A 24,222-nucleotide genomic window follows, 5' to 3' on the forward strand; every position below is an offset into this window, starting at 1 on the left:
CCTTGACTTGGTGTGACGGACGCTACAAGATTAGAGCGCTCTAATCAATAGAGCGCTCCAACGGACCACCGGAGGCCCTTGTGACAGCGACGATCCGCGTGGCGGCCGCCCCGATCTCCTGGGGCGTCTGCGAAGTCCCGGGCTGGGGCCGGGTGCTGGACGCGGCGACCGTGCTCGGCGAGATGGCGGCCCTCGGCGTCCAGGCCACCGAACTGGGCCCGCCCGGGTACCTCCCGCGCGACCCGGCCGAACTGCGGGAGCTGCTCGGGAAGCACGACCTGACGCTCGTCGGCGGCTTCCTCGCCGTCGTGTTGCACGCCGATCAGGACCACGCGCTGAAAGAAGCCGAAGAGTCGGCCGCGCTGTTCGCCGCGTGCGGGGGTGACGTCCTCGTCCTCGCCGCCGCGACCGGGCTCGACGGCTACGACGAACGCCCGAAGCTCACCGACGCCGAATGGGCGACGCTCGTCGACACGGCGGGCAGGATCCGCGACATCGCCGCCCGGCACGGCCTGCGCACCGTGCTGCACCCGCACGTCGGGACGCACGTGGAGCAGCAGGCGGAGGTCGAGCGGTTCCTGCGCGACTCCGATCTCGGCTTGTGCCTGGACACCGGGCACCTGATGATCGGCGGGACGGATCCGGTCGAGCTGGCGAAGCGCTTTCCCGAACGAGTGGGGCACGTGCACCTGAAAGACGTCCGAGAAGACCTGGCGGCCGACGTCCGAAGCGGCCGGCTGGCCTACACCGAAGCGGTCGGACGGGGCATCTACACCCCGCTCGGCGAGGGGGATGTGGACGTGGCGTCGATGGTGCGCTCCGTCCAGGCGGCCGGCTACGACGGCTGGTACGTCCTCGAACAGGACACCGCCCTCGGCGACTCGAGCCCCGACGACGTACCCCGGCGGGACACCGAGCGCAGCCTGGCCCACCTCTCGACGATCATCGACTCCCTGTAATCGGTCCCAAAGGAGTGACTGTGTTCTCTGGCAAAAAGATGGCGGCGAAGTTCTCTGGCAAAAAGATGGCGGCGAAGTTCTCTGGCAAAAAGATGGCGGCGAAGTTCTCTGGCAAAAAGATGGCGGCGAAGTTCTCACTGAAGAAGGCGGCGGCGATCGCCGCCGCCGGGCTCGTACTGGCCGCCTGCAGTGGCCCGAGCGCCGACAACTCGAAGAGCTCCAGCTCGAGTTCACCGGCGGCGGCACCGAGTTCCGGTGGTCCGCTCAAGGTCGCCGTGATCACGCACGGCACCGCCGGTGACGCCTTCTGGAACGTCGTGAAGAACGGTGCCGAGCAGGCGGGCAAGGACCTCAACGTCGGCGTCGACTACTTCGCCGACGGCGACCCCGGCAACCAGGCCCGGCTGATCGACAACGCCGTCGCGCAGAAGGTCGGCGGCCTGGTCGTTTCGATGGCGAACCCGCAGGCCCTGCAGACGTCGATCCAGAACGCGGTCAAGGCCGGCATCCCGGTGATCACCATCAACTCCGGCGAAGACTCCAGCGCGGCGTTCGGCGCGATCGCGCACGTCGGGCAGAGCGAAGGCCTCGCGGGCCAGGGCGCCGGGCAGCGGCTCAAGGCCGCGGGCAAGACGAAGCTGCTCTGCGTCATCCACGAAGCCGGCAACATCGGCCAGAACCAGCGCTGCGACGGCGCGAAGCAGTCCTTCGGCAACGTCACCACGCTGCAGGTCGACATCTCCAACCCGACCGACGCGCAGGCGCGCATCCGCGGCGCCCTGCAGTCCGACCCGTCGATCGACGCGGTGCTGGCGCTGAACTCGCAGGTCGCGGCCCGCGCGGTGAGCGCGGCCAAGGAGGCGAGCTCCAAGGCGCAGGTGGCGACCTTCGACCTCAACGCCGACGTCGTCGCGGCCATCAAGGACGGCAGCATCCTCTTCGCCGTCGACCAGCAGCAGTACGAGCAGGGCTACCTGCCGATCGTGTTCCTCAAGCTGTACAAGGAGAACGGCAACACCATCGGCGGCGGCCACCCGGTGCAGACCGGCCCCGGCTTCGTCGACAAGACCACCATCGACACCGTGGCCCCGTACGCGCAGCGCGGCACCCGCTGATGACCGCGGCGATCCAAGCCCAGCCCGACGAACGCGTGGGGAAGAAGGGCCTGACCGACCGGCTGGTCGTCCGGCCCGAGATCGGCGCGCTGCTCGGCGCCGTGCTCGTCTTCGTCTTCTTCTCCGTGGTCACCGGCCAGTTCCTCAGTCCGCTCGGGGTGGCGACCTGGCTCGACGACTCGGCGACGCTCGGCATCATGGCCGTGGTGGTCGCGCTGCTCATGGTGGGGGGCGAGTTCGACCTTTCGGCGGGCGTGATGACGGCGTCGACGTCGCTGGTCACCGCGACGCTGGCCACGCAGGCGGGCTGGAACGTCTGGGCGGCGCTGGCCGCCTCGCTGGTGTTCGCGCTCTGCGTGGGCGCGTTCAACGGCTGGCTGGTGATGCGCACCGGGCTGCCGAGCTTCATCGTCACGCTGGGGTCGTTCCTGGCCCTGCAGGGGCTGAACCTCGGCGTGACGCGGCTGGTCACCGGTACCGTCCAGGTGTCGGGGATGCGCTCGACGAGCGGCTACGAGTCGGCCGGCGCGCTCTTCGCGTCCACGTTCACCATCGGCGGCACCGAGTTCCAGGCGTCGATCGTGTGGTGGGTGATCGTCACGGCGATCGCGGCGGTGCTGCTCGTGCGCACCCGGTTCGGCAACTGGGTCTTCGCGGTCGGCGGGTCGCAGGTGTCGGCCCGCTCGGTCGGCGTGCCGGTGGTGCGCACGAAGATCCTGCTGTTCATGGGCACCGCGCTCGGCGCGTGGCTGGTCGGCTCGATCAACATCCTGCGGTTCACCAGCGTGCAGGCCAACCAGGGCATCGGGCTGGAGTTCCAGTACATCATCGCGGCGGTGATCGGCGGCTGCCTGCTCACCGGCGGGTTCGGCTCGGCGGTGGGCGCGGCGATCGGCGCGCTGATCTTCGGCATGGCACGCCAGGGCATCGTGTTCGCGCAGTGGAACAGCGACTGGTTCATGCTGTTCCTCGGCATCATGCTGCTGGCCGCGGTCCTGGTGAACAACGCCTTCCGGCGGCGCGCGGAGAGGGTACGCCGATGAGCTTGATCGAAGTGAAGGACATCGGGAAGACCTACGGCAGCGTCATCGCGCTGCGCGAGGTGTCCACTGTGGTCAACGCGGGCGAGGTGACCTGCGTGCTCGGCGACAACGGCGCCGGAAAGTCCACGCTGATCAAGATCCTGGCCGGGGTGCACCAGCACGACCGCGGCGAGTTCCTCGTCGACGGGCAGCCGGTGCGGTTCTCCTCCCCGCGTGAGGCCCTGGACCACGGCATCGCGACCGTGTACCAGGACCTCGCGGTGGTGCCGCTGATGAGCGTCTGGCGGAACTTCTTCCTCGGCTCGGAGCCGACGGTCGGGTTCGGCCCGGTCCGGTTCCTGGACCGGCGCAAGGGCCGCGAGACGACCAAGAAGGCGTTGTCCGACATGGGCATCGACCTGCGCGACGTCGAGCAGCCCGTCGGGACGCTCTCGGGTGGCGAGCGCCAGTGCGTCGCGATCGCGCGGGCGGTGTACTTCGGCGCGAAGGTGCTGATCCTCGACGAGCCGACCGCCGCGCTGGGCGTCAAGCAGGCCGGCGTCGTGCTCAAGTACGTCGCGCAGGCTCGCGACCGCGGGCTCGGCGTCGTGCTGATCACGCACAACCCGCACCACGCCTACCCCGTCGCCGACCGGTTCCTGCTGCTCAAGCGGGGTGCCGCGCTCGGGTCGTACGAGAAGTCCGAGATCGGCATCAACGAGCTGACCCGGCAGATGGCGGGCGGTGCCGAACTGGAAGCCCTCGAACACGAACTGCGCCAGGTGGAGAAGGCGTGAACCTGGAAGCACTGACGATCGGCCGGGTCGGGGTGGACCTCTACCCGGAGCAGAGCGGCGTGTCCCTGGCCGGGGTCAGCACGTTCGCCAAGTCGCTCGGCGGGACCGCGACCAACGTCGCGGTCGCCGCCGCGCGGCTCGGCCGGTCGACCGCGGTCCTCACGAAGGTCGGCCCGGACGGCTTCGGCGACTACGTCCGGCAGGCCCTCGGCGGCTTCGGCGTCTCACCGGCCTTCGTGGGCACGTCGGAAGACCTGCAGACGCCGGTGGTGTTCTGCGAGCTGAACCCGCCCGCGGACCCGCCGCTGCTGTTCTACCGCTCCCCCATCGCGCCCGACCTCACGCTCACCGACGAGGACGTGCCGTGGGAAGTCGTCGAGTCGGTGCCGCTGCTGTGGGTCACCGGCACGGGTGTCTCGACCGAGCCCGCCCGGACGACCCAGCGGAAGATCCTCGAAACCCGCGGCCGCCGCGAGCACACCGTCCTGGACCTCGACTACCGGCCGATGTTCTGGCCTTCGGTGGACCAGGCGCGCGAAGAGATCGGCGGGCTGCTCGACCACGTCACGGTCGCGGTCGGCAACCGGACCGAGGCCGAGGTCGCCGTCGGCACCGCCGACCCGGACACCGCCGCGGACCGCATGCTCGAGCGCGGGCTGCGGCTCGCGGTGATCAAGAAGGGCGCGGACGGCGTCCTGGTGGCGACCCCGGACGGGCGCTGGACCGTGCCGCCGCAACGCGTCGAGGTCGTCTGCGGGCTCGGCGCCGGCGACGGTTTCGGCGGCGCCCTGATCCACGGCCTGCTCTCGGGCTGGGACCCGGTGCGCCTCGCCGGGTACGCGAACGCGGCGGGCGCGCTGGTCGCGTCCCGGCTGGCCTGCGCCGACGCGATGCCGACCGCCGAGGAGATCGAGGAGCTGCTGTGATCCGCACGGACGAACGCCGGCGCGAACCGCCGCTGCCGCCGCCCGAGGTCGTCCGCACCCCGCTCCCCCGGCCCGACGGAAACACCCGTGCCGCCGCGAAAGGTCTTGGAGGCCGCGAAGTGAGCAAACTGCACCGCCCGTTCGGGACGCTGTCCGACGACGCCGACCCGGTCCGGCTCACCCCCGACACCGCGGGCTGGACCTACTGCGGCCTGCGGGTGCTGACCCTGGCCCCGCGCGAAGTGCGGATCCTGCACACCGGCGAGTTCGAGGCGTTCGTGCTGCCGCTGTCGGGTTCGGCGACGGTCCGTGTCGACGGCCAGGTCTTCGAGCTGCGAGGCCGTGAGTCGGTGTTCACGCGCGTCACGGACTTCGCGTACGTGCCGCGCGACGCCGAAGTCGAGTTGTCGACAGTGGACGGTCTGACGGTCGCGCTGCCGATGGCGCGCTGCACGCGTCGCCTCGAAGCGCGCTATGGCCCGGCCGAGAACGTGCCGGTCGAAGTCCGCGGCGCGGGACAGGCGACGCGGCAGGTGACCAACTTCGGCGTGCCCGGGGTGTGGGACCACGCCGACAAGCTCAACGCGTGCGAGCTGGTCACGCCGGGCGGGAACTGGTCGTCCTACCCGCCGCACAAGCACGACGAAGCGACCGAGTGCGAGGTCGTCAACGAGGAGATCTACTACTTCCGCATCGCGGGCCGCGACGGCGTCACGCCGTCTCGCGAAGGCTTCGGCCTGCACCGCACGTACACGACGGACGGCGACCTGGACGAGGACGTCGCCGTGCGCGACCACGACGTCTTCCTGATCCCGCGCGGTTACCACGGGCCGTGCGTGGCCGCGCCGGGCTACCCGATGTACTACCTGAACGTCCTGGCCGGGCCGGCCGGCGAACGCTCGATGGCGTTCTGCGACGATCCCGCGCACGGCTGGGTCCGCGACACGTGGGCCGGCCAGGACCTCGACCCGCGCTGCCCGGTGACGAGCCACGAAGGGCGGGTCCGGTGAAGCTGACGACGGCGCAGGCGCTGGTCCGCTGGCTCCTGGCGCAGCGCTCCGAAACCCTCGACGGCCGCGAAGTCCCGCTGTTCCCGGGGGTGTTCGCGATCTTCGGGCACGGCAACGTCCTCGGCCTCGGCACCGCGCTCGAAGAGCGCCGCGGCGAGATCCCCGTGTGGCGCGGGCACACCGAGCAGGGCATGGCCCTCGCGGCGGTCGGCTACGCGAAGGCCACGCACCGGCGGCAGGTCGGCGTCGTGACGTCGTCGATCGGGCCGGGCGCGCTGAACATGGTCACCGCGGCCGGGGTCGCGCACGCGAACCGGCTGCCGGTGCTCCTGCTGCCCGGTGACACGTTCACCGGCCGCGCGCCGGACCCGGTGCTGCAGCAGATCGAGCCGTTCGGCGACGCGACCGCGACGGTGAACGACGCCTTCCGCGCCGTCTCGCGCTACTTCGACCGGATCACCCGGCCCGAGCAGCTGCTCTCGACGTTGCCGCAGGTCGCGCGGGTGCTCACCGACCCGGCCGACGCCGGACCGGTCGTCCTCGCCCTGCCCCAGGACGTCCAGGCGGAGATGTACGACTTCCCGGACGCGCTGTTCGAACCCGTGCTGCACCGGCCGTTGCGGCCGCGCCCGGACCGGCGTTCGGTCACCGAGGCGGCGAGCGCCCTGCGTGCTTCCCGCCGCCCGCTCATGGTGCTCGGCGGCGGCGTCCGGTACTCCGGCGCCGGCCGGCGCGCCCTCGACTTCGCCGAGCGGCACGGCATTCCGCTGGTGGAGACGACCGCGGGCCGCACGCTGGTGCCACACACGCACCCGTTGCACGCGGGACCGCTGGGCATCACCGGCTCGACGTCGGCGAACGCCGTCGCGGCCGCCGCCGACGTGGTCTTCGCGGTCGGCACGCGGTTGCAGGACTTCACGACGGCGTCCTGGACGGTCTTCTCCCCCGACGTCCGCCTGGTCACGCTGAACGCAGCCCGGTTCGACGCGGTCAAACACGGCGCGCTGGCGGTCGTCGGCGACGCCGACGCAGGCCTGACCGACCTGGCCGCCCAGCTGGAGAGCTGGCGCGTCGACCCGTCGTGGACGTCGCAAGCCTCGGCCGAACGCGCGAAGTGGGACGCGCACATCGACTCGCTGCGTTCCGCAGCCGCCGAAATCCCGTCGTACGCGCAGGTCGTGGGCGTGGTGAACGACCTGTCGGCGGCGGACGACTACGTCATGACGGCGTCCGGCGGCCTGCCGGGCGAGCTGATCGGCGGCTGGCGCGGCTCCGGCTCGCTCTCGATGGACGTCGAGTACGGGTTCTCGTGCATGGGCTACGAGCTGTCCGGTGCGTGGGGCGCGGCGATCGCGCACCCGGGTCTGGTCACGACGCTGCTGGGCGACGGCTCGTACCTGATGCTGAACTCCGAGCTGTTCTCGGCGGCTTTCGCGGGCCACCCGTTCGTCGCGGTCGTGTGCGACAACGACGGCTACGCGGTGATCGCGCGGCTCCAGGAGGGACAGGGCGGGAAGCCGTTCAACAACTTCTACGCCGACTGCACGACTTCGCACGCTTCGCCACCGCGAGTCGACTTCGCACGGCACGCGGAGTCCCTGGGCTGCCTGACGTTCTCGGCATCCACAGTGGACTCGTTGCGCACCTCGTACGCGGCCGCGCGCGAGGCGGCCGTGACCGAGCGCCGTCCGGCGGTAGTCGTGGTGAAGACGCAGCCGTCGTCGTGGACCGAGGCGGGCGCCTGGTGGGAGGTCGGCGTCCCGGAGCACCTCGCCGGGCACGACGAGTACGCCCGCGAAAAGCCCGGGCAGGTGCGCTACCTGCAGCCCTGAAGGACGGCGGCGCGGACGCGGGGCCGCAAGGTGAAGCCGCTCGGCTTGAGCGTCAGCGACTCGGCGATCTCCAGCTCGTACGCCGGGTCGACGTCGAAGTCGTAGCGCTGCAGCACCATGCCGAGCGCCAGCACGGCTTCGTGCAGGGCGAACTGCCGGCCGATGCAGGCGCGCTCGCCCGTCCCGAACGGCTTGTACGCCTGCGCCGGCCGCTTCTTCACCGCGGCGGGCTCGAAGCGGTCCGGGTCGAACCGCTCGGGGTCCGGCCAGACCGCGGGATCGCGGTGCACCAGCGGGAGCGGCACGAGCACCCAATCGCCCTTGGCCATGGGGTACTTCCCGCCGAGCACGACGTCTTCGCGCGCTTCGCGGGCGTAGCCGGGCGCGGTCGGCCAGAGCCGCATCGCCTCGTCGAGGCAGCGACGCACGTAACGCAGCTTCGCGACGTCCCCGAAGGCGGGCTCGCGGTCGCCCCACACCGCGTCGACCTCGGCGCGTGCCTTCGCGAGCAGCTCGGGATGGCGCGTCAGGTAGTACAACGCGAACGACAGCGCGCCGGACGTCGTCTCGTGGCCGGCGACGACGAACGTGATGGCCTGGTTGCGGATGTTCACCGGGTCGAGGCGCTCGCCCGTGGCCGGGTGGCCTTCGGTGAGCATCAGGCCGAGCAGGTCGCGGCTCTCCCCGCCGTCTTCGCGGCGGGCTTGGATGACCTCGTCGACCAGGTTCGTCATGGTCGCGAGGTCGGCCCGGTTCTGCTCGGCCGTGCCGGCGAACGCGCGCCGCACGAACGGCAGCTTGACGTTCTGCATCTGCGCGTACCGCAGCGCGCGGATCATCGCCGTGACGAACGGGTGCGGCTCGGCGCGTTCGAACGAGCCGAAGCGGTAGCCGAACCCGGCGAGGCCGATCGTCTCGAGGGTCAGCCGGGTCATGTCGGCGGAGACGTCGACCGGCCCGGTCGCGGCGTCCCAGCTCGCGACGAGCTCGCGGGCGACGTCCAGCATGACCGGGTGGTAGCGGCGCATCGCCTCGGCCGAGAAGGCCGGCTGCAGGATGTCGTGCGCGAGCCGCCAGTTCGGTTCGTGGGTGTGGGCGGTGAACAGCCCGTCGCCGGCGAGCGCGCGCAGGTTTTCGATGCCCATGCCGACGTGCTTGCCGAACTTGGTCTCGTCGTTCAGCTGCGTGACGAGGTCGACCCCGCCGGCGAAGACGATCTCGAAGCCGAAGATCTTGCGCGTGAAGATCGGGCCGATCCGCTTGCCGATGCGCAGGGTGTCCTGCAGCGGCGTGCGCGGGTTGGCGCCGATGAGGTCGCCGATCACCGGCAACCGGCCCGGCCGGTGCGGAATCCCGGTGGTGTCCACGGCGTACCCCCTATTGAACCCGGATCCAATAGGGTCACGATCCCCCGCTGCTGAACCCGTGTCAAGTAAGGTCGGGGGATGCGGACGAGGCTGAGCACCGAACAGCGGCGCGAGCAGCTCCTGACGATCGGGGCCGGGTTGTTCGCGCAGCGGCCGTACGACGAGGTGTGGATCGAAGAGGTCGCCGAGATCGCCCAGGTCTCGCGCGGCCTGCTGTACCACTACTTCCCCACCAAGAAGGACTTCTTCGCCTCGATCGTCCGCGCCCAGCGCGACCAGCTCCTGGCGATGAGCGAGCCCGACCCGGCGCTGCCCGTCGCCGAGCAGCTCAGCCGGGGCCTGGACGTCTACCTCGAGTTCGCCCGCACCCACCCGGACGGCTACCGGGTCGTGCACCGCGCCGCGGGCGACGCCGACCGCGAGATCCGGGAGATCCGCGAGGCCGGGAAGGCCGCGAACGCCGCCCGCATCCTCGACGCCGTGAGCCCGCTGACCCCGGTCACCGAGGTGACGCGGCTGGCCGTCCGCGGCTGGCTCGCATTCGTCGCGACGACCATCCTCGAGTGGCTCGACCAGCCGAAAGTCACCCAGGAGGAGCTGCGCGACCTGTGCGTGCGGACGTTGTTCGCGGCGGTCGGCGTCACCCCGTGACGGCCGGCGACGCGGCGCCGCCGGCCAGCTTCCGCGGCGCGCCGGAGCCGTCCGCCGGAACCGCCCAGACGGCGTTGTCCCGGCCGTAGAGCACGGTGTGGTCGTCCTCCCACAGCGCCTGGTCGTCGACGCTGCCCTGTTCGGCCAGCGCGGTCTCCGCCATGCTCTTCAGGTCCAGCACGGACAGCCGCCAGACGCCTTCGCCGACCTGCTTCTTGAACGCGACCCGCGTGCCGTCCGGGGACAACGACGGGCATTCGACGTTCTCCCTGAGGACCTTCCCGCGGTAGCGCGCGTAGTCGGCTTCGACGAGGTAGGTCTTTCCCTTGCTGCCGAGGGTGGTGTAGAAGCGGTTGCCGTCCGGGGCGAAGGTGATGCCCCAGTAGTTGACGTCGGCGGCGAAGTACCGCTTGCCGTCGAGGAAGACCGGCAGCTCCTCGATCGTCTTGACCAGGCGTCCGGTGTCCACTTCGTACAGTCCCGCGCGCGTCGAGAACCCCGTCTGCGCGTAGGAATCGCCGGTGACGAACAATGTCCAGTAGACGCGTTTGCCGTCCGGGGAGACGCGGGCGCGGCTCGGCGTCCCCGGCAGGGTTTCGGTGTGGCGGACGTCGAGGTGGTCGTCGAGGACGAGGACGTCGGTCACGGCCGGGAGCGTGCCCGGCTGCACCGCGAGGCACACCGCGGTCTGCTTCGCCACCGCGAACCGGTCGCACTTCAGGCCGCTCAGCCGGCGTTTTCCCTGGTTCTCGACCCCGACGCGGCCGGTGGCCGTGTCGCGGAAGAACAGTTGTCCGGGGCCCAGCGTGAGCTGCGCGGCCGGTTCGGCGTCGGCGGTGTCGTGGCGGGCGCTGACGGTGTACGTGACGGCCGCGGCCACCAGGAGGGCCGTGCCGGTGAGGGCGAGGACGAGTTTCTTCACGGGCGCACCGGTTTCACGAGAGCGGCGGCGAGGGCGACGGCGGCCAGGCAGCCCGCGGCGACGAGCACCGCGGGCCGCAGGTCCCAGACCGTCCACGCCAGTCCGAAGAGGACGGACGAGAGCATGCGCGCGCCCGCCTGCCCGGTCTGCACGACCGCCATCCCGGTGGCGCGCAGGCCGGCCGGGATGAGCGGGCCGGCGGCGGCCATGAGGACGCCGTCGGTGGCCGCGTAGAACACGCCGTGCAGGCCGAGCGCGACGACCGCGAAGGGCAGCGCGGCCGGGCCGCAGAGCAGCAGCAGGGCCAGGCACAGCGCGACGTGCCCGCCGAGGAACACCGGCCAGCGGCCGACGCGGTCGGCGAGCTTGCCCAGCGGCACGGCCAGCACCAGGTAGACGCCGGCCGTGCCGAGCGGCAGCAGCGGGAAGAACGTCGCGGCGATCTCCCAGCGCCGCTGCAGGACGAGGTAGACGAAGGAGTCGCCGACCGTCACCAGGCCGAGCAGCGCGGCCCAGAGCGTCACGCGCCGGAAGTCGCGCTGTTTCAGCAGCCCGAACGCGGCCCGCGCGGAGACGGCCGCGCGTTCGACCGACCCGGGATGGTCTTTCACGAACAACGCCAGCAGCAGCACGGCGATCGCCGCGACGCAGAAGCTGGTGAAGAACACGCTCGTGTAGCTGCCGAGGCTCAGCGCGAGCACCGCCATGGCCACCAGCGGGCCGAGGAACGCGCCGACCGTGTCGAGCGCGCGGTGCACGCCGAACGACCGGCCGAGCGCGCCGGGCTCGCTGCTGAGCGAGATCAGGGCGTCGCGCGGGGCGGTGCGCAGGCCCTTTCCGGTGCGGTCGGCGGCGAGGACGACGCCGATCGCGGCGACCGACGAGCCGGCCGCGATCAGCCCGAGCTTGGCCACCGCGGACAAGCCGTACCCGAACCCGGCGACGGCCTTGAGCCGCCGCCACCGGTCGGCCAGGTGCCCGCCGAGCACCCGCACGAGGGCCGTGGCGCCGGCGTAGAGCCCGTCGAGCAGCCCGAACTGCAGCGGGTTCAGGCCGAGGCCGAGCACCAGGTAGAGCGGGAGGACGGCGGTGACCATCTCCGAGGAGACGTCGGTGACCAGGCTGACCATGCCGAGCGCCACGACGTTGGCGGAGACCCGCTTCAACGCGGGCTTCCGGTCTTCGCCCGCCGCCAGGTCCGAGGTACGGCTTGCCGCGATGTACATGCCGGCTCCTAGTGGCAGGTGTAGGTCGGGCTGCTGTCGAGGACCTTGCCGTCGACGCCGAGGAGCTGCGTCTGGAACGACGTGTCGGTCATCGAAAGCTTGAGGACGCCGTAGGTCTTGAGCAGCTTGGCCGTCGTCGGGTGCGCGGCGTGGATGTCGTACAGGCTCGCGCCGCCGCTGCCGCCGACGATCTCGACCGGGCCGTTCGCGTCGGCCTTGCCGTCGGCGTTCTGCGGGAGGAACCGCTCGTAGTCGTGGTCGTGCCCGTTGAGGACGAGGTCGACCTTGTTGGCCACCATCAGGTTCCACAGCTCGATGCTGTCGGGGTTGTCACCGTGGTCGCCGGAACTCCACCGCGGGTGGTGGTAGTACGCGGCGACACAGCCCTTCTTGTTGTTCGCCAGGTCCTGCTTCAGCCACGCCAGCTGCTCGCTCGGGCCGAACTCGTGGGTGGCGAAGTCGTTGGAGTCCAGGGCGATGAAGTGCCAGTTGCCCATTTCCCAGCTGTAGTAGCGCTGGCCCTGCGGCTTGGCGATGGCGCCGAAGTAGTCGTCGTACCCCTGGTAGGGCGTGTCGTCGTAGGTTTCGTGGTTGCCCGGGATCGGGTGGGTGATGCTCTTGAACCTGCCCCACGTCTTGTCGTAGTAGGACTTGAAGTCCGCCAGGTGGGCGTCGTCGTACTGGTTGTCGCCCATGGTGATCACGGCCGCGGGGTTCATGGTCTCGACGAGCTTGGCGGTCTTGACGTGGGCGCAGCTCGAACTGCTCGAGGTGCAGCGTTCGGCGATGTCCCCCGCCGCGGCGAGGACGAAGCCGCTCGCGCTGCCGGCCCGGGTCTTCACGGTGATCGGGGTGCTGGCGCCCGAGGCGTTCCCGGCGGCGTCCCGCGCGCGGACCGCGTACGTGTAGCTCGTGTCGGGTGTGAGGCCGGTGTCGGTGTAGGACGTGGTCGTGCTGGTCGCGACCGGCGTGCCGTTGCGCAGGATGTCGTACCCGGCGACACCGACGTTGTCCGTCGCGGCGCTCCACGTCAGGGCCGCGCTGGTGGCGGTGGTCGCACCGGCGGTGAGACCGGCCGGGGTGGTCGGGGGCTGGGTGTCGCCGGAGGAGTCCGTGCTGCCGAAGACCTGCATCTCCCAGAAGGAGTAGCCGTAGTTCGTGGCGCGCGTGACGCCGACGAAGCGCACGTACCGGCCGTGCGCGTTGAGGGTCAGGTCGTCGGTCTTGCCGTCACCGTTGTCGACGGTGACGGCGGGGGTGAACTGCGTGCCGTCGTCGGAGACCTCGATGCGGTACTTCTTGGCGTAGGCGGCTTCCCAGGTGAGGACCACCCGGTGGACGGCGGCGGACTGGCCGAGGTCGATCCGCAGCCACTGCGGATCGGCGCCTTCGGCGCTGGCCCACCGGGTGGCGGCATTGCCGTCGACGGCTTTGGCACCGGCGTAGGACGAGCTCTCGACGGTCGAGGTGGCGACCGGTTTTCCTTGCGAGAGAAGGACATCGGCTGGGGCATCGGCGGTGCTGGCCGCGGCGATCGCGGAGGGCAGCAGGGTGATCGCCGCGATCACGGGCGTGAGCCGGGTGAATGTGCGTAGGCGGGTCGACGGCACGTCGCGCTCCTTCTGGGCCTGGCGGAGGGCTGGGTGGGCTGCGGCGTTGGTGAACGGGAGTTGAACTGTTAGGAAAGTTTCCTAACTATTGGAAGAGTAGCGATGATCGGATTCGACTGACAAGACGTGTCCGGCCGTTGAATCGGTCAAGAGGGTGAGTTTCACCGGGTTTCCCCAGCTCAGAACCGTTCTCACTCAGCGGCACACTGCCCCGCCGCCCGGGATCGCCCGGCGGAACCCTCCGACCTTTCCCGTTCTGTCGGTGGTCGCCGGTAGCATGGGAACCGGGGGCAGCGCCCGTCGCTTCCCGTTGTCGCACAACGAAAATCCGGCCCCGCGCTTCACCCGATCCAGTGATGATCTTTCGCACAGTTGTTCGGTAGCTTCGGATGTATGACCGACTCAGCTCAGCAGCTTCCGGATCTCCGACACCGCGGCGCGCCCCGCCCGGTTGGCCCCGACAGTGCTCGCCGAAGGCCCGTACCCGACCAGATGCAGCCGCGGCTCGCGCACCACGCGCGTGCCGTCCACCCGGATCCCCCCACCCGGCTCGCGCACGTGCAACGGCGCGAGGTGCTCGATCGCGGCCCGGAAACCCGTCGCCCAGAGGATGACGTCGGCGTCGAACCGCGAGCCGTCGGCCCAGACGACCCCGTCGGGCGCGATGCGCTCGAACATCGGCCGCCGGTCGAGAATCCCGGCAGCGCGCGCGGCTCGGACCTCCGGCGTCACGGCGAGATCGGTCACGCTGACAACGCTCTCGGGCGGCAGCCCGGCTCGCACACGTTCGTCGACCTTCGCGACGGCGTGGCGTCCCCAGTCCTCGCTGAAGGGTTCGTCGCGCCACACGGGCGGACGCCGGGTCACCCACGCCGTCGCGCGGGCGAGAGGAGCGAACTCCATGAGGAGCTGAACGGCTGAAGCCCCACCCCCGACCACGACGACCCGCCGGCCGCGGAAGTCCTCCGGCCCGGTGTAGTCGGCCGTGTGCAGCTGCCGGCCGGCGAACGTCTCCTGGCCGGGGTAGTGCGGCCAGAACGGCCGGTCCCAGGTCCCGGTCGCACTGATCACGGCCCGCGCCGCCCACGACTCGGCCGGGCTCGAAACCAGCAACCGCTCCCCCGCACGCGTCACGGACTGGACGTCGACGGGCCGGAAAACCGGGAGGTCATAGACGCTTTCAAAGCGCGCGAAGTACTCCGAGACGACTTCGGAAGCCGGACGCGTCACGTCCGGGCTGCCGAAGGCCATGCCCGGCAGGTCGTAGATGCCGTGCACTTTGCCGAGCACCAGCGACGGCCACCGGTACTGCCACGCACCCCCGGCCCGCTTGCCGTGATCGAGCACGACGAACCCGGAGCCATTGCCAAACCCGGCCCGGCGCAGGTGGTAGGCCGCCGAGAGCCCCGCCTGCCCGGCACCGATCACCACCACATCGGTCTCGTGATCCGCACCGCCCATGACGAGTCCAACGGCCCACAGCCGAGGGTATTTCGCGCCGTACATCACACGGCGCGGCTTTCCCTCATGCCCAGGTGTCGCCACTCACCCAGCGTCGCCACCCGCCTGGCCTCGCCAACCCGCCTGGCCTCGCCAACCCACCCTGCGCCGCCAACCGACCCGACGTTGCCACCCACCCGGCGTCGCCAACCCACCTGACGTCGCCACCCGCCTGGCCTCGCCAACCCGCTACGGCCCCTCACACCGCCACGCGATTCCGCCCGGCCTCCTTGGCGCGGTACAAAGCGGCATCGGCGGCCCGCAGAACGTCATCCAGCGCCGGCCCGGCGTCCGGGTACTGCGCGACCCCGATGGACACCGACAGGCCGCTCACCCGGACGGTGCCGCTGCCCGTCGAGATCACGACGTTCAGCTCCCCCACCGCCACCCGCACGCGCTCGGCGATCCCGAGCACGTCGGCGCGGCCGATCCCCGGCAGCAGCACGACGAACTCCTCGCCGCCGAACCGCCCGACCGTGTCGCCCTGGCGCACCGAGCCGGAGATCGCGACCGCGACGGCAGCCAGGACGTCGTCGCCGGTCAGGTGGCCGTAGGTGTCGTTGATGCGCTTGAAGTGGTCGAGATCGATCATCAGCACCGCGAAGCCGCTGCCGGTGGCACCCCGGCGCAGGACACGGGCGTGCTCGCGGACCGCGGACTCGTGCCAGCCGGCAGTGTTGAGCAGTCCGGTCTTCTCGTCGGTGACGGCCGTGACCTGCAGCTGTTGCTTCAGCAGCAGGTAGCGGTGCAGGAGCAGCAGGGGCGCGACGACGAACACCACGAGCACCGGCTGTTCGACGAGCGCCAGCGCGGCGAGGCCACCGAGGCAGAGCGTCGCCAGCTCGAACGCGTTGTCCTCCCAGGTGCCGATCAGGTCCGCGGCCGAGCGCTGGCTCGTGTAGAGGTAGATCCCGGCGGCGACGAGACCGACGTTGACCAGCTCGAACACCGCGGCGGCCAGGCAGAGCGCAATCAACCCGCGCGCGGTCTGCATCTGAGAGCCGTGCAGCCCCGAGACCGCGAGCACGGACGAAGCGGCAAAGCACGAGAGCATCGCCCAAGCCGTGCTCGCGACGAAGCGGTGCGCGGGCCGCGTCCGGACCTGACGCCACACGCGCACCCACAGGTGGGTGTAGAGCACGACGGCGAGCAGCGCGACCCAGGCGGGCGGCAGCAGGACGACGCCCGCGAGGTACCAGACGGAGGTGACGTTGATGTGCGTCTGCCCGCTCATCCACCGTCGCAGCCGCTCGATCCGGCGCGACATCTCGGCCTGGGCCACGCCGAGCGCGACGAGCACGGCGAACCACACCAGCCGCACGGGCCCGCCGAACCCGGTGACGAGCGCGGTCCCGGTGGCGAGGACGGCGACGAGTTCACAGCCGAGGGCGTAGGTGATCCAGCGGTTCTTCGCGCCGCCCCACATTTCCCAGCGCGCGGGCCAGCCCGGCCAGGCGGAAAGCGCTTCCCGGCGCACGGCGGCCTGGGCTCTCAAGAGCCGAAGCCACAGAAGTGACGGACCGGCATCGTGACGTACCCCTTGCGCGAAGTTCGGCCGACCAGGTAGCCCAGCGTAGCCGTTCCAACGACGCGCGTCGCCAGTCCGGGCGAATTGCGGGCAACGCCCCTGCCCAAAGACACGCGCAGGGTAGATCAGCGCAGCTCAGCGCCCCACGAGCGGATCATCGACCAAGACACCCGCAGCCGCGCCCGGTCCGGCCTGAGCGCCCCGGCTCGCGTGCAGAACCCACCACGGCGGCGGCGATGCGTTACTGGCCGCAGCGCGAACACCCGTCGCGGGGCCACCTACGCGCGGCGGTGCAACGGGCGGTCGGGCGAGCAGAGCCGCGCAGCAACACGGGCAACCACACACCGCAACGCCAACTCCGCGCGGCGGCGCAGCAGGGCGGTGCAACGGGCGGTCGGGCGAGCAGGGCCGCGCAGCAACGCGGGCACCCGCACGCCGCAACGTCAACTCCGCGCGGCGGCACAGCACGGCGGTGCAACGGGCGGTCGGGGCACCGCAGCGGCGCGACAACCGCATACCGCAGCACCCACCCCGCGTCGCGGCGTAGGGCAGCGCAGCGCCAGGCCAGCAGCGCAGGCAGCGGGGCGGTCCAGCGCAACAGCGCGAGCAACCGCACGTCGCGAAGCCAACTCCGCGCGGCGAAGCCTACTTCCGCAGCGCGCGAATGATCGCCACCAAACCGACCACCGCGGCAATGCCGACCAGCACCGGCACCAGCCGCTTCACCACGGACTCTCCCGCATAGTCCAGCAGGTCGATCGCCTCGGTCTCGGGGGCTGCCGGGACGCTTCGCAGCGCCGGGCGCTCCGGCGCCGGCTTCGGGTCCGTGTTGATCTCCGGTGTCGTCGGGGCCGGCTTCACCGCCGGCTCCGGCGTGGCCACCGGCTCGGGAGCAGGAGCGGGCGCGGCCGCCGGCTCGGCCGCGGGGGCCAGTTTGCCCGACAAACACCCCGCGAACGTGTCCAGGATCTTGCCGCCCACCTCGGTGATCAGGCCGCGGCCGAACTGGGCCGGCTTGCCCGTGATCGACAGGTCCGTGGCCACCGCGCCGTGGGTTCCGCCGTCGGTCTCCGTCAGCGTCAAGGTCACCGTCGCCGCCGCTGTGCCCGCTCCGCGCGCGTCCTTGCCCGAGGCCTTGATCGTGACCTTGTGGCCGGCTTCGTGCTTCTCGAGGAACTCGCCGTTGCCCTTGTACAGCAGGGAAATCGGCCCGAGCTTGACCTTCACCGTGCCGCTGAAACGGTCGCCTTCGACCTTGGTCAGCGTGGCTCCCGGCATGCACGGGGCGACGCGCTCGGGGTCGACGACCGCCTGCCAGACCTCGCCGATCGGAGCCGGGACGGTGAATTCGTGGTCGAGCCGCACGGGCCGACCTCCTTCCTGATGACGGACGGGTCCGGTCCCCACCCTAGCCGCCGCCGCGACGGCGGCCAGGGTGGCGAACCCGGAGCGTCAGGCCCCGGCCGCCGCCGCGATCGCGCGACCCGTCAGCACCTCGGCCAGGTGACGGCGGTATTCGACGTCGGCGTTGCTGTCGACCGGCGGGTTCGTACCTTCCGCGGCGTGGGACGCCGCCGCGCGGATCGCGTCGGCCGAGGCCTGGACGCCGACCAGCGCAGCTTCGACGCCCGAGGCGCGGATCGGTGTGGAGCCCATGTTGGTCAGCGCGACCCTGGCCTCCTCGATGACCCCCGCCTCGGTGCGGACGGTGACCGCGACCGCGACCATCGACCACGCCTGGGCGACCCGGTTGAACTTCTCGTAGTGCGCCCGCCACCCGGTGTGCTTGGGCACGCGGACCTCGACCAGCAGCTCGTCCGGCGCGAGCGCCGTCGTGAACAGGTCCTGGAAGAACTCCGCGGCCGGCACCGTCCGGCGCCCCGAAGGGCCGGCCACCACCAGCGACGCGTCCAGCGCCAGCACCGGCGCGAGGAGGTCCCCGGCCGGGTCGGCGTGCGCGATCGCGCCGCCCAACGTCCCGCGGTGGCGGATCTGCGGGTCGGCCACCGTGTCTGTCGCCTCTTTGAGCAACGCCGCGTGCTCGGCCACCAACGCGTCCCGCTGGACGTCATAGTGCGTGGTCATCGAGCCGATGACCAGCTCGTCGCCCTCCTCCCGCACGCCGCGAAGCTCCGCGACGCGCCCGAGGTCGATCAGAGTCGTCGGCGCGGCGAGCCGCATCCGCAGCACCGGCAGCAGGCTCTGCCCGCCGGCCAGCACCTTGGCGTCCTCGCCCGCCGCCGCCAGGGCCTGCACCGCTTCGTCCACTGTGGACGGGCGGACGTAGTCGAAGGAAGCCGGGATCACTGCGCACCTCCGGAAGCGTCGATGGAGCCGAGCCCGCCGCCGGCTTCGGAGCGGCCGGGGCCGCCCGCGTCGGTCGTGCCGTGCTGGATGGCGTGCCACACCCGCATCGGCGTCAACGGCATCTCGATGTCGTTCACGCCGAAGTGCCGCACCGCGTCGATCACCGCGTTGACCACCGCCGGGGTGGAGGCGATGGTGCCCGCCTCGCCGACGCCCTTGGCGCCGAGCGGGTTGGACGTCGCCGGCGTCTCCGTGCGGTCGGTGGTGAACGACGGCAGGTCGGCCGCCGACGGCAGCAGGTAGTCGGCGAACGTGCCCGTGGTGAGCGTCCCGCTGTCGTCGTGCTCCGTGCCCTCGAACAGCGCTTGCGCGATGCCCTGCGCGAGCCCGCCGTGCACCTGGCCCTCGACGATCAGCGGGTTCACGGCGACGCCGACGTCGTCGACGCAGACGTACGAGCGCAGCTTGATCCGGCCCGTCTCGGTGTCCACCTCGGCGGCGCACAGGTGCGTGCCGTGCGGGAACGAGAAGTTCTCCGGGTCGAACGTCGCGTCCGAGTCGAGCGACGGCTCGATCCCGTCGGGCAGGTTGTGCGCCGCGAAGACCGCGAGCGCGACGTCGCCCAGGGTGGTGGACGTGTCGGTGCCCTTGACGGTGAACTTGCCGCCGGCGAACTCGAGGTCGTCCTCGGCGCATTCGAGCAGGTGCGCCGCGATCGGCTTCGCCTTGGCGACGACCTTCTCGGCGGCCTTGATGACGGCGATCCCGCCGACCACCAGCGACCGCGACCCGTAGGTGTCCATGCCCTTGTGCGACGACTGCGTGTCGCCGTGCAGGATCTCGACGTCCTCGAACGCGACGCCCAGCTGGTCGGCGACGATCTGGCTCCACGCCGTCTCGTGGCCCTGGCCGTGCGCGGACGCGCCCGTGGTGACCTCGACCTTGCCGGTGGGCAGCATCCGGATGGACGCGTACTCCCAGCCGCCGGCGCCGTAGTCCAGCGAGCCGAGCACCCGCGACGGCGCGAGCCCGCACATCTCGGTGAACGTCGAGATGCCGATGCCGAGCTGCACCTTGTCGCCCGACTCACGGCGCTTCGCCTGTTCGGCACGCAGGCCGTCGTAGTCGAAGAGCTGCTTGGCCTTCTCGGTGGCGGCCTCGTAGTTGCCGGAGTCGTAGGTCAGCCCGCACACCGTGGTGAACGGGAACTCCTCGTGCTTGATCCAGTTCTTCTCGCGCAGCTCCATCGGGTCCATGCCGAGCTCGACGGCGAGCTCGTCCATGATCCGCTCGATCGCGAACGTCGCCTCCGGGCGGCCGGCGCCGCGGTAGGCGTCGGTCAGCGTCGTCGTCGTGTACACGTTGGTGCACGCGAAGTGGTACGCCGGGAACTTGTAGATCGCGTTGAACATGAACGCGCCGAGGATCGGCACACCGGGGCCGACGAGGCCGTTGTACGCGCCGAGGTTGGCGAGCAGCTCGACCTTGAGGCCGGTGACCTGGCCGTCACGCGTCGCGGAGATGGTGATGTCCTGGATCTGGTCGCGGCCGTGGTGCGCGGCGAGCATGGTCTCCGACCGCGTCTCGTTCCACTTGACCGGCTTGCCGAGCTTCTGCGCGACCAGCAGCGACATCATCTCTTCCGGCAGGACGCCGATCTTGCCGCCGAAGCCGCCGCCGACGTCCGGGGCGATCACGCGCAGCTTGTGCTCGGGGATGCCGAGCGTCAGCGCCGACATCACGCGCAGGATGTGCGGCACCTGGGTGGCCGACCACATGGTGATCTGGGTGCCGGTCGGGTCGACGACGCAGGCACGCGGCTCCATGAACGCCGGGACCAGGCGCTGCTGGCGGAAGCGGCGTTTGAGGACGACCTCGGACGAGCTGATCGCGTCCTCGACGTTGCCGCCGGTGCCCGCCTCCGCGGAGTCGAACTTCCAGACCGCGCTCGTGTTGGTGCCCAGGTCCTCGTGGACGAGCGGGGCGCCGTCGGCGATCGCGGCTTCCATGTCGAGGACGACGGGCAGCTCGTCGTACTCGACGTCGATCTCCTCGAGCGCGTCGTGCGCTTCGGCGGACGACCGCGCGACGACGACCGCGACGCCCTCACCGGCGAAGTTGACCGTGTCGGCGGCGAGCACCGGGCGGCGCGGTGCCTTCATGTCCGGCGTGATCGGCCACGCGCAGGGCATGCCGACCGCGCCATCCGGGTCAAGGTCCTTGCCCGTGTAGACGGCGATGACGCCGGGCGCGCTCTTGGCCGCCGACGTGTCGATCGAGACGATCTTGGCGTGCGCGAACGGGCTGCGCAGGACCGCCATGTGCAGCAGGCCCGGCAGCGTGAGGTTGTCGGTCCAGCGGGTGCGGCCGGTGATCAGCCGCTCGTCCTCCTTGCGGCGGCGGGACTTGCCGACCTCGGGTTCGATCGTGGCGGTCATCAGTCACCACCCACACCGACGTGCTTGTTCTCGGCGATGCGTTCGGCTTCGGGGCCGGCGCCGGGACTCATGTGCTGCGCGGCGTCCCGGACCGCGCGGACGATGTTCTGGTAGCCGGTGCACCGGCACAGGTTGCCTTCGAGACCTTCGCGGACGGCCTGCTCGTCGGGATCGGGGTTGTCGGCCAGCAGGTCGATCGACTGCATGATCATGCCGGGCGTGCAGAACCCGCACTGCAGCGCGTGGTTGTCGTTGAAGGCCTTCTGGACGGGGTGCAGCTCGCCGTCGCGGGCGAGGCCTTCGATGGTGGTGACCTCGCAGCCGTCGGCCTGCACGGCCAGGACGGAGCAGGACTTCACGCTGTGCCCGTCGAGGTGGACGGTGCAGGCGCCGCAGTTGCTGGTGTCGCAGCCGACGACGGTGCCGACCTTGCCGAGTTTTTCGCGCAGGTGGTGGACGAGCAGCGTGCGGGGCTCGACTTCGTCGGTGTACTTCGTCCCGTCGACAGTGACGGTGATGCGCATCAGGCCTCCAAAAGCCGGTTCGGGAGCGGCCTGCCCGACCGTGATCGGGCTCACAGACCTCCGAGCGTGCTACGCGACCTTCGCGCGGACAAGTCCTGATGTCACACGTTCAACTACCTGTTCCGCAGATGCGCGGCGATCCACAAGGGAAAGCCGCATCTGCGGAAATCCGGATGGGTGAACTTTTGTGGGGCATCCGAACCGCGCCGAGCGGTCGCGATCCGCCGCCGACGACCGGGGGAAGCGGTCCCGCCGGACAGTTCAGCCGTGGATGCGCCCGGTCAGTTCGGCGAGCCGCTTGCCGCCCCCGCCCCACCGCAGCGCGATGATCTCCGCCGCGATCGAAACGGCCGTCTCCTCCGGCGTGCGGGCGCCCAGGTCGAGGCCGATCGGCGACGACAGCCGCTCCAGCTCCGCCTCGGTGATCCCGGCTTCGCGCAGGCGGGCGAAGCGGTCGTCGTGCGTCTTGCGGGAGCCCATCGCGCCGACGTAGCCGACCTCCAGGCGCAGCGCGACCTCCAGCAGCGGCACGTCGAACTTGGGATCGTGGGTCAGCACCGCGATCGCCGTGCGCTGGTCGATCCGGCCCGCCTCGGCCTCCGCCTTCAGGTAGCGGTGCGGCCAGTCGACGACGACCTCGTGCGCGTCCGGGAACCGGCTGCTGGTGGCGAAAACGGGCCGCGCGTCGCACACCGTGACCTGGTAGCCGAGGTAGCCGCCCATGCGCGCCATCGCGGCCGCGAAGTCGATCGCGCCGAACACGAGCAGCCGGGGCGGCGGCTCGAAGGAGTTGACGAACACCGCCATCCCCTCGCCGCGGCGCTGCCCGTCCGGGCCGTAGTGCAGGGTGCCGGTGCGGCCGCTGGCCAGCAGGCCGCGCGCGTCGTCGGCCACCGCGTCGTCCATCCGCGACGACCCCAGCGAGCCGGCCGTGCGGTCCGGCCACACGATCATGTGCTCGCCGACCAGGCCTTCGCGCTCGTGTTCGATGACCGTGACGACCGCGACGGGCTCGCCACCGCGCACCGAGGCGACGACGTCGCCGAGCTCCGGCATGGACGCGCGGTCCACGTGCTCGACGTAGATGTCGATGATCCCGCCGCAGGTCAGGCCCACCGCGAACGCGTCGTCGTCGGTGACGCCGTAGCGCTGCAGCACCGGCTTGCGTTCGGCGACGACCTCCTGCGCGAGCTCGTAGACGGCGCCTTCGACGCAGCCGCCGGAGACGCTGCCGGCCACCGTGCCGTCCGGCGCGACGACCATCGCGGCACCGGGCGCGCGGGGCGCCGACGAGAAGGTGGCGACCACGGTGCCGAGTCCGACGGTTTCCCCGTCGGACCAGCGGCGGAACACGTCGTCGAGTACGTCACGCATCGGAAATCTCCCCGAGCAGTCGTTCCAAAGTGGCCAGGGTGTGCCCGGCCAGCAGCCGGTCGATGTGGGGCAGCGCGGCCACGATGCCCGACTGGACCGGAGCGTACCCCGCCCGGCCGGCGTGCGGATTCACCCAGAATACGGCGTGCGCGAGCCGGCGCAGGCGGGCGAGCTGTTCGCCGAGCAGGCTGGTGTCGCCGCGTTCCCAGCCGTCGGAGAACACGGTGACCACCGCGCGGCGCGCGACACCGCGCTGGCCCCAGCGGTCGAGGAACGCCTGCAGCGTCTCGCCGAGCCGGGTGCCGCCGGCGAAGTCCGGCACCGCCGATCCGGCCGCGAGCATCGCTCGTTCCGGGTCGCGCTGGCGCAGCTGGCGCGAAACCCGCGTCAGCCTCGTGCCGAGGGTGAAGACCTCGACGGACTGCGGCGCGCACCGCGTCAGGACGTGGGCGAACCGCAGCAGCGAGTCGGCGTACGGGCTCATCGAGCCGGAGACGTCGATGAGCAGCACGACCCGGCGCGGCCTGCTGCCGCGCCGGACGTGCGCGAGCTTCAGGGGCTCACCGCCGCTGGCGAGCATCGCCCGCAGGGTCCGGGAGGGATCGAGCCGGCCGCGCCGCGACGGCGTCTTCCGGGCGGCGGGCCGGTTCGGCGGCGCCGGCCGGAGCGTGGCGAGGAGTTCGCGGAGGTGCTCGCGTTCGGCCGTGGTCAGCTCGGCGAGGTCCCGGTGGCGCAGCACCTCTTGGGCGCTCGCGGCGACTTTCAGCTGGTCGGGGCCGTCCCCGCCGTCGGCGTCCCCGCCCTCGGCATCGACGAGCGGCGCGATCCGCGCCTGCTTCGGCGCGGCGGCCTTCGCGCGCTGCGGCTTGGTGGTTTCGATGGAAAACCACTGGCTGAAGGCCTCTTCGTAGCACGGGAGGTCGTCGGGGCTGGAGCACAGCGTCAGCCGTCCCGCCCAGTAGAGCTGGGTGGGTTCGGCGACGTCGATCTCACCGACGGCGCTCAGGTAGGCCTGGACGCGGTGCGCGTCGCAGGCAACCCCGGCTTCGCGCAGCGCGGCGGCGAAGCCGGCATACCCGGCGACGGGGTCGGCGGCGGTGGTCATGACTCCATT

Annotated in this window: 21 protein-coding genes; 8 read left to right on the forward strand and 13 right to left on the reverse strand. The window is 71.2% G+C overall.

From position 1 onward, the window contains the following. The first annotated feature begins 80 nt into the window (after positions 1-80). Positions 81-959, forward strand: coding sequence for a TIM barrel protein (locus ACWEN0_RS18830; protein WP_451974774.1), 879 nt, complete (start codon positions 81-83; stop codon positions 957-959). Here the strand turns inward: ACWEN0_RS18830 and ACWEN0_RS18835 are convergent. Then, a complete protein-coding gene (locus ACWEN0_RS18835; RefSeq protein ID WP_451975230.1) occupies positions 943-1,242 on the reverse strand; it encodes a hypothetical protein in 300 nt (99 codons plus the stop codon). The genes ACWEN0_RS18830 and ACWEN0_RS18835 overlap by 17 nt on opposite strands. Here ACWEN0_RS18835 and ACWEN0_RS18840 point away from each other — a divergent pair. The 6 genes from ACWEN0_RS18840 to iolD all read left to right on the forward strand — a co-directional run bounded on the left by ACWEN0_RS18840 (position 1,136) and on the right by iolD (position 7,661). Continuing rightward, entirely contained in the window at positions 1,136-2,074 is a 939-nt protein-coding gene (locus tag ACWEN0_RS18840) for a sugar ABC transporter substrate-binding protein (protein WP_451975185.1), read from the forward strand. The two genes, ACWEN0_RS18835 and ACWEN0_RS18840, sit on opposite strands and share 107 nt — an antisense overlap. Continuing rightward, a complete protein-coding gene (locus ACWEN0_RS18845; RefSeq protein ID WP_451974776.1) occupies positions 2,074-3,117 on the forward strand; it encodes an ABC transporter permease in 1,044 nt (347 codons plus the stop codon). The genes ACWEN0_RS18840 and ACWEN0_RS18845 overlap by 1 nt, the downstream gene beginning before the upstream one ends. Further along, positions 3,114-3,893, forward strand: a complete 780-nt coding sequence (locus ACWEN0_RS18850) for an ATP-binding cassette domain-containing protein (protein ID WP_451974778.1) — start codon at positions 3,114-3,116, stop codon at positions 3,891-3,893. Before ACWEN0_RS18845 ends, ACWEN0_RS18850 begins: the two co-directional genes overlap by 4 nt. Continuing rightward, positions 3,890-4,819 (forward strand): 5-dehydro-2-deoxygluconokinase, encoded by a 930-nt coding sequence (gene iolC, locus ACWEN0_RS18855; RefSeq protein ID WP_451974780.1) that lies wholly within the window; start codon positions 3,890-3,892, stop codon positions 4,817-4,819. Before ACWEN0_RS18850 ends, iolC begins: the two co-directional genes overlap by 4 nt. Positions 4,820-4,938: 119 nt before the next feature. After that, the gene (gene iolB, locus ACWEN0_RS18860) at positions 4,939-5,829 is read left to right on the forward strand and encodes a 5-deoxy-glucuronate isomerase (RefSeq protein WP_451975187.1); all 891 of its coding nucleotides are present in this window, start codon (positions 4,939-4,941) and stop codon (positions 5,827-5,829) included. Next, on the forward strand, positions 5,826-7,661 hold the full coding sequence (iolD, locus tag ACWEN0_RS18865) for a 3D-(3,5/4)-trihydroxycyclohexane-1,2-dione acylhydrolase (decyclizing) (RefSeq protein ID WP_451974782.1): 1,836 nt from the start codon (positions 5,826-5,828) through the stop codon (positions 7,659-7,661). The genes iolB and iolD overlap by 4 nt, the downstream gene beginning before the upstream one ends. On the opposite strand, the gene ACWEN0_RS18870 is transcribed toward iolD, so the two are convergent. Next, positions 7,646-9,028, reverse strand: coding sequence for a cytochrome P450 (locus ACWEN0_RS18870; RefSeq protein WP_451974784.1), 1,383 nt, complete (start codon positions 9,026-9,028; stop codon positions 7,646-7,648). The two genes, iolD and ACWEN0_RS18870, sit on opposite strands and share 16 nt — an antisense overlap. A 78-nt stretch (positions 9,029-9,106) precedes the next feature. Between ACWEN0_RS18870 and ACWEN0_RS18875 the strand changes: the two genes are divergently transcribed. Next, the gene (locus tag ACWEN0_RS18875; RefSeq protein WP_451974786.1) at positions 9,107-9,679 is read left to right on the forward strand and encodes a TetR/AcrR family transcriptional regulator; all 573 of its coding nucleotides are present in this window, start codon (positions 9,107-9,109) and stop codon (positions 9,677-9,679) included. On the opposite strand, the gene ACWEN0_RS18880 is transcribed toward ACWEN0_RS18875, so the two are convergent. From ACWEN0_RS18880 to ACWEN0_RS18930, 11 genes are all read right to left on the reverse strand, one after another. Then, a complete protein-coding gene (locus ACWEN0_RS18880) occupies positions 9,669-10,601 on the reverse strand; it encodes a TolB family protein (RefSeq protein WP_451974788.1) in 933 nt (310 codons plus the stop codon). The two genes, ACWEN0_RS18875 and ACWEN0_RS18880, sit on opposite strands and share 11 nt — an antisense overlap. Beyond that, positions 10,598-11,827 carry an MFS transporter gene (locus tag ACWEN0_RS18885; RefSeq protein WP_451974790.1) on the reverse strand — a complete coding sequence of 410 codons (1,230 nt, stop codon included), beginning with the start codon at positions 11,825-11,827 and terminating at the stop codon, positions 10,598-10,600. The genes ACWEN0_RS18880 and ACWEN0_RS18885 overlap by 4 nt, the downstream gene beginning before the upstream one ends. 8 nt (positions 11,828-11,835) lie before the next feature. Continuing rightward, positions 11,836-13,395 (reverse strand): discoidin domain-containing protein, encoded by a 1,560-nt coding sequence (locus ACWEN0_RS18890; protein WP_451975189.1) that lies wholly within the window; start codon positions 13,393-13,395, stop codon positions 11,836-11,838. Between the two features lie 444 nt (positions 13,396-13,839). Further along, entirely contained in the window at positions 13,840-14,898 is a 1,059-nt protein-coding gene (locus tag ACWEN0_RS18895; RefSeq protein WP_451974792.1) for an NAD(P)-binding domain-containing protein, read from the reverse strand. A 238-nt stretch (positions 14,899-15,136) separates the two neighbouring features. Then, entirely contained in the window at positions 15,137-16,363 is a 1,227-nt protein-coding gene (locus ACWEN0_RS18900) for a diguanylate cyclase (RefSeq protein WP_451975191.1), read from the reverse strand. Between the two features lie 747 nt (positions 16,364-17,110). Continuing rightward, positions 17,111-17,830, reverse strand: coding sequence for an SRPBCC domain-containing protein (locus ACWEN0_RS18905; protein WP_451974794.1), 720 nt, complete (start codon positions 17,828-17,830; stop codon positions 17,111-17,113). A gap of 87 nt (positions 17,831-17,917) precedes the next feature. Then, positions 17,918-18,772: an FAD binding domain-containing protein gene (locus ACWEN0_RS18910; protein ID WP_451974796.1), complete on the reverse strand. Its 855-nt coding sequence runs from the start codon at positions 18,770-18,772 to the stop codon at positions 17,918-17,920. Beyond that, a complete protein-coding gene (locus ACWEN0_RS18915; protein ID WP_451974798.1) occupies positions 18,769-21,210 on the reverse strand; it encodes a xanthine dehydrogenase family protein molybdopterin-binding subunit in 2,442 nt (813 codons plus the stop codon). The genes ACWEN0_RS18910 and ACWEN0_RS18915 overlap by 4 nt, the downstream gene beginning before the upstream one ends. Next, positions 21,210-21,734 (reverse strand): (2Fe-2S)-binding protein, encoded by a 525-nt coding sequence (locus ACWEN0_RS18920; protein ID WP_451974800.1) that lies wholly within the window; start codon positions 21,732-21,734, stop codon positions 21,210-21,212. The genes ACWEN0_RS18915 and ACWEN0_RS18920 overlap by 1 nt, the downstream gene beginning before the upstream one ends. A gap of 261 nt (positions 21,735-21,995) precedes the next feature. Continuing rightward, a complete protein-coding gene (locus ACWEN0_RS18925) occupies positions 21,996-23,108 on the reverse strand; it encodes an XdhC family protein (protein ID WP_451974802.1) in 1,113 nt (370 codons plus the stop codon). Further along, positions 23,101-24,213, reverse strand: coding sequence for a vWA domain-containing protein (locus ACWEN0_RS18930; RefSeq protein WP_451974804.1), 1,113 nt, complete (start codon positions 24,211-24,213; stop codon positions 23,101-23,103). The genes ACWEN0_RS18925 and ACWEN0_RS18930 overlap by 8 nt, the downstream gene beginning before the upstream one ends. Positions 24,214-24,222 lie beyond the last annotated feature (9 nt).

The organism is Amycolatopsis sp. NPDC004378, from assembly GCF_053602455.1.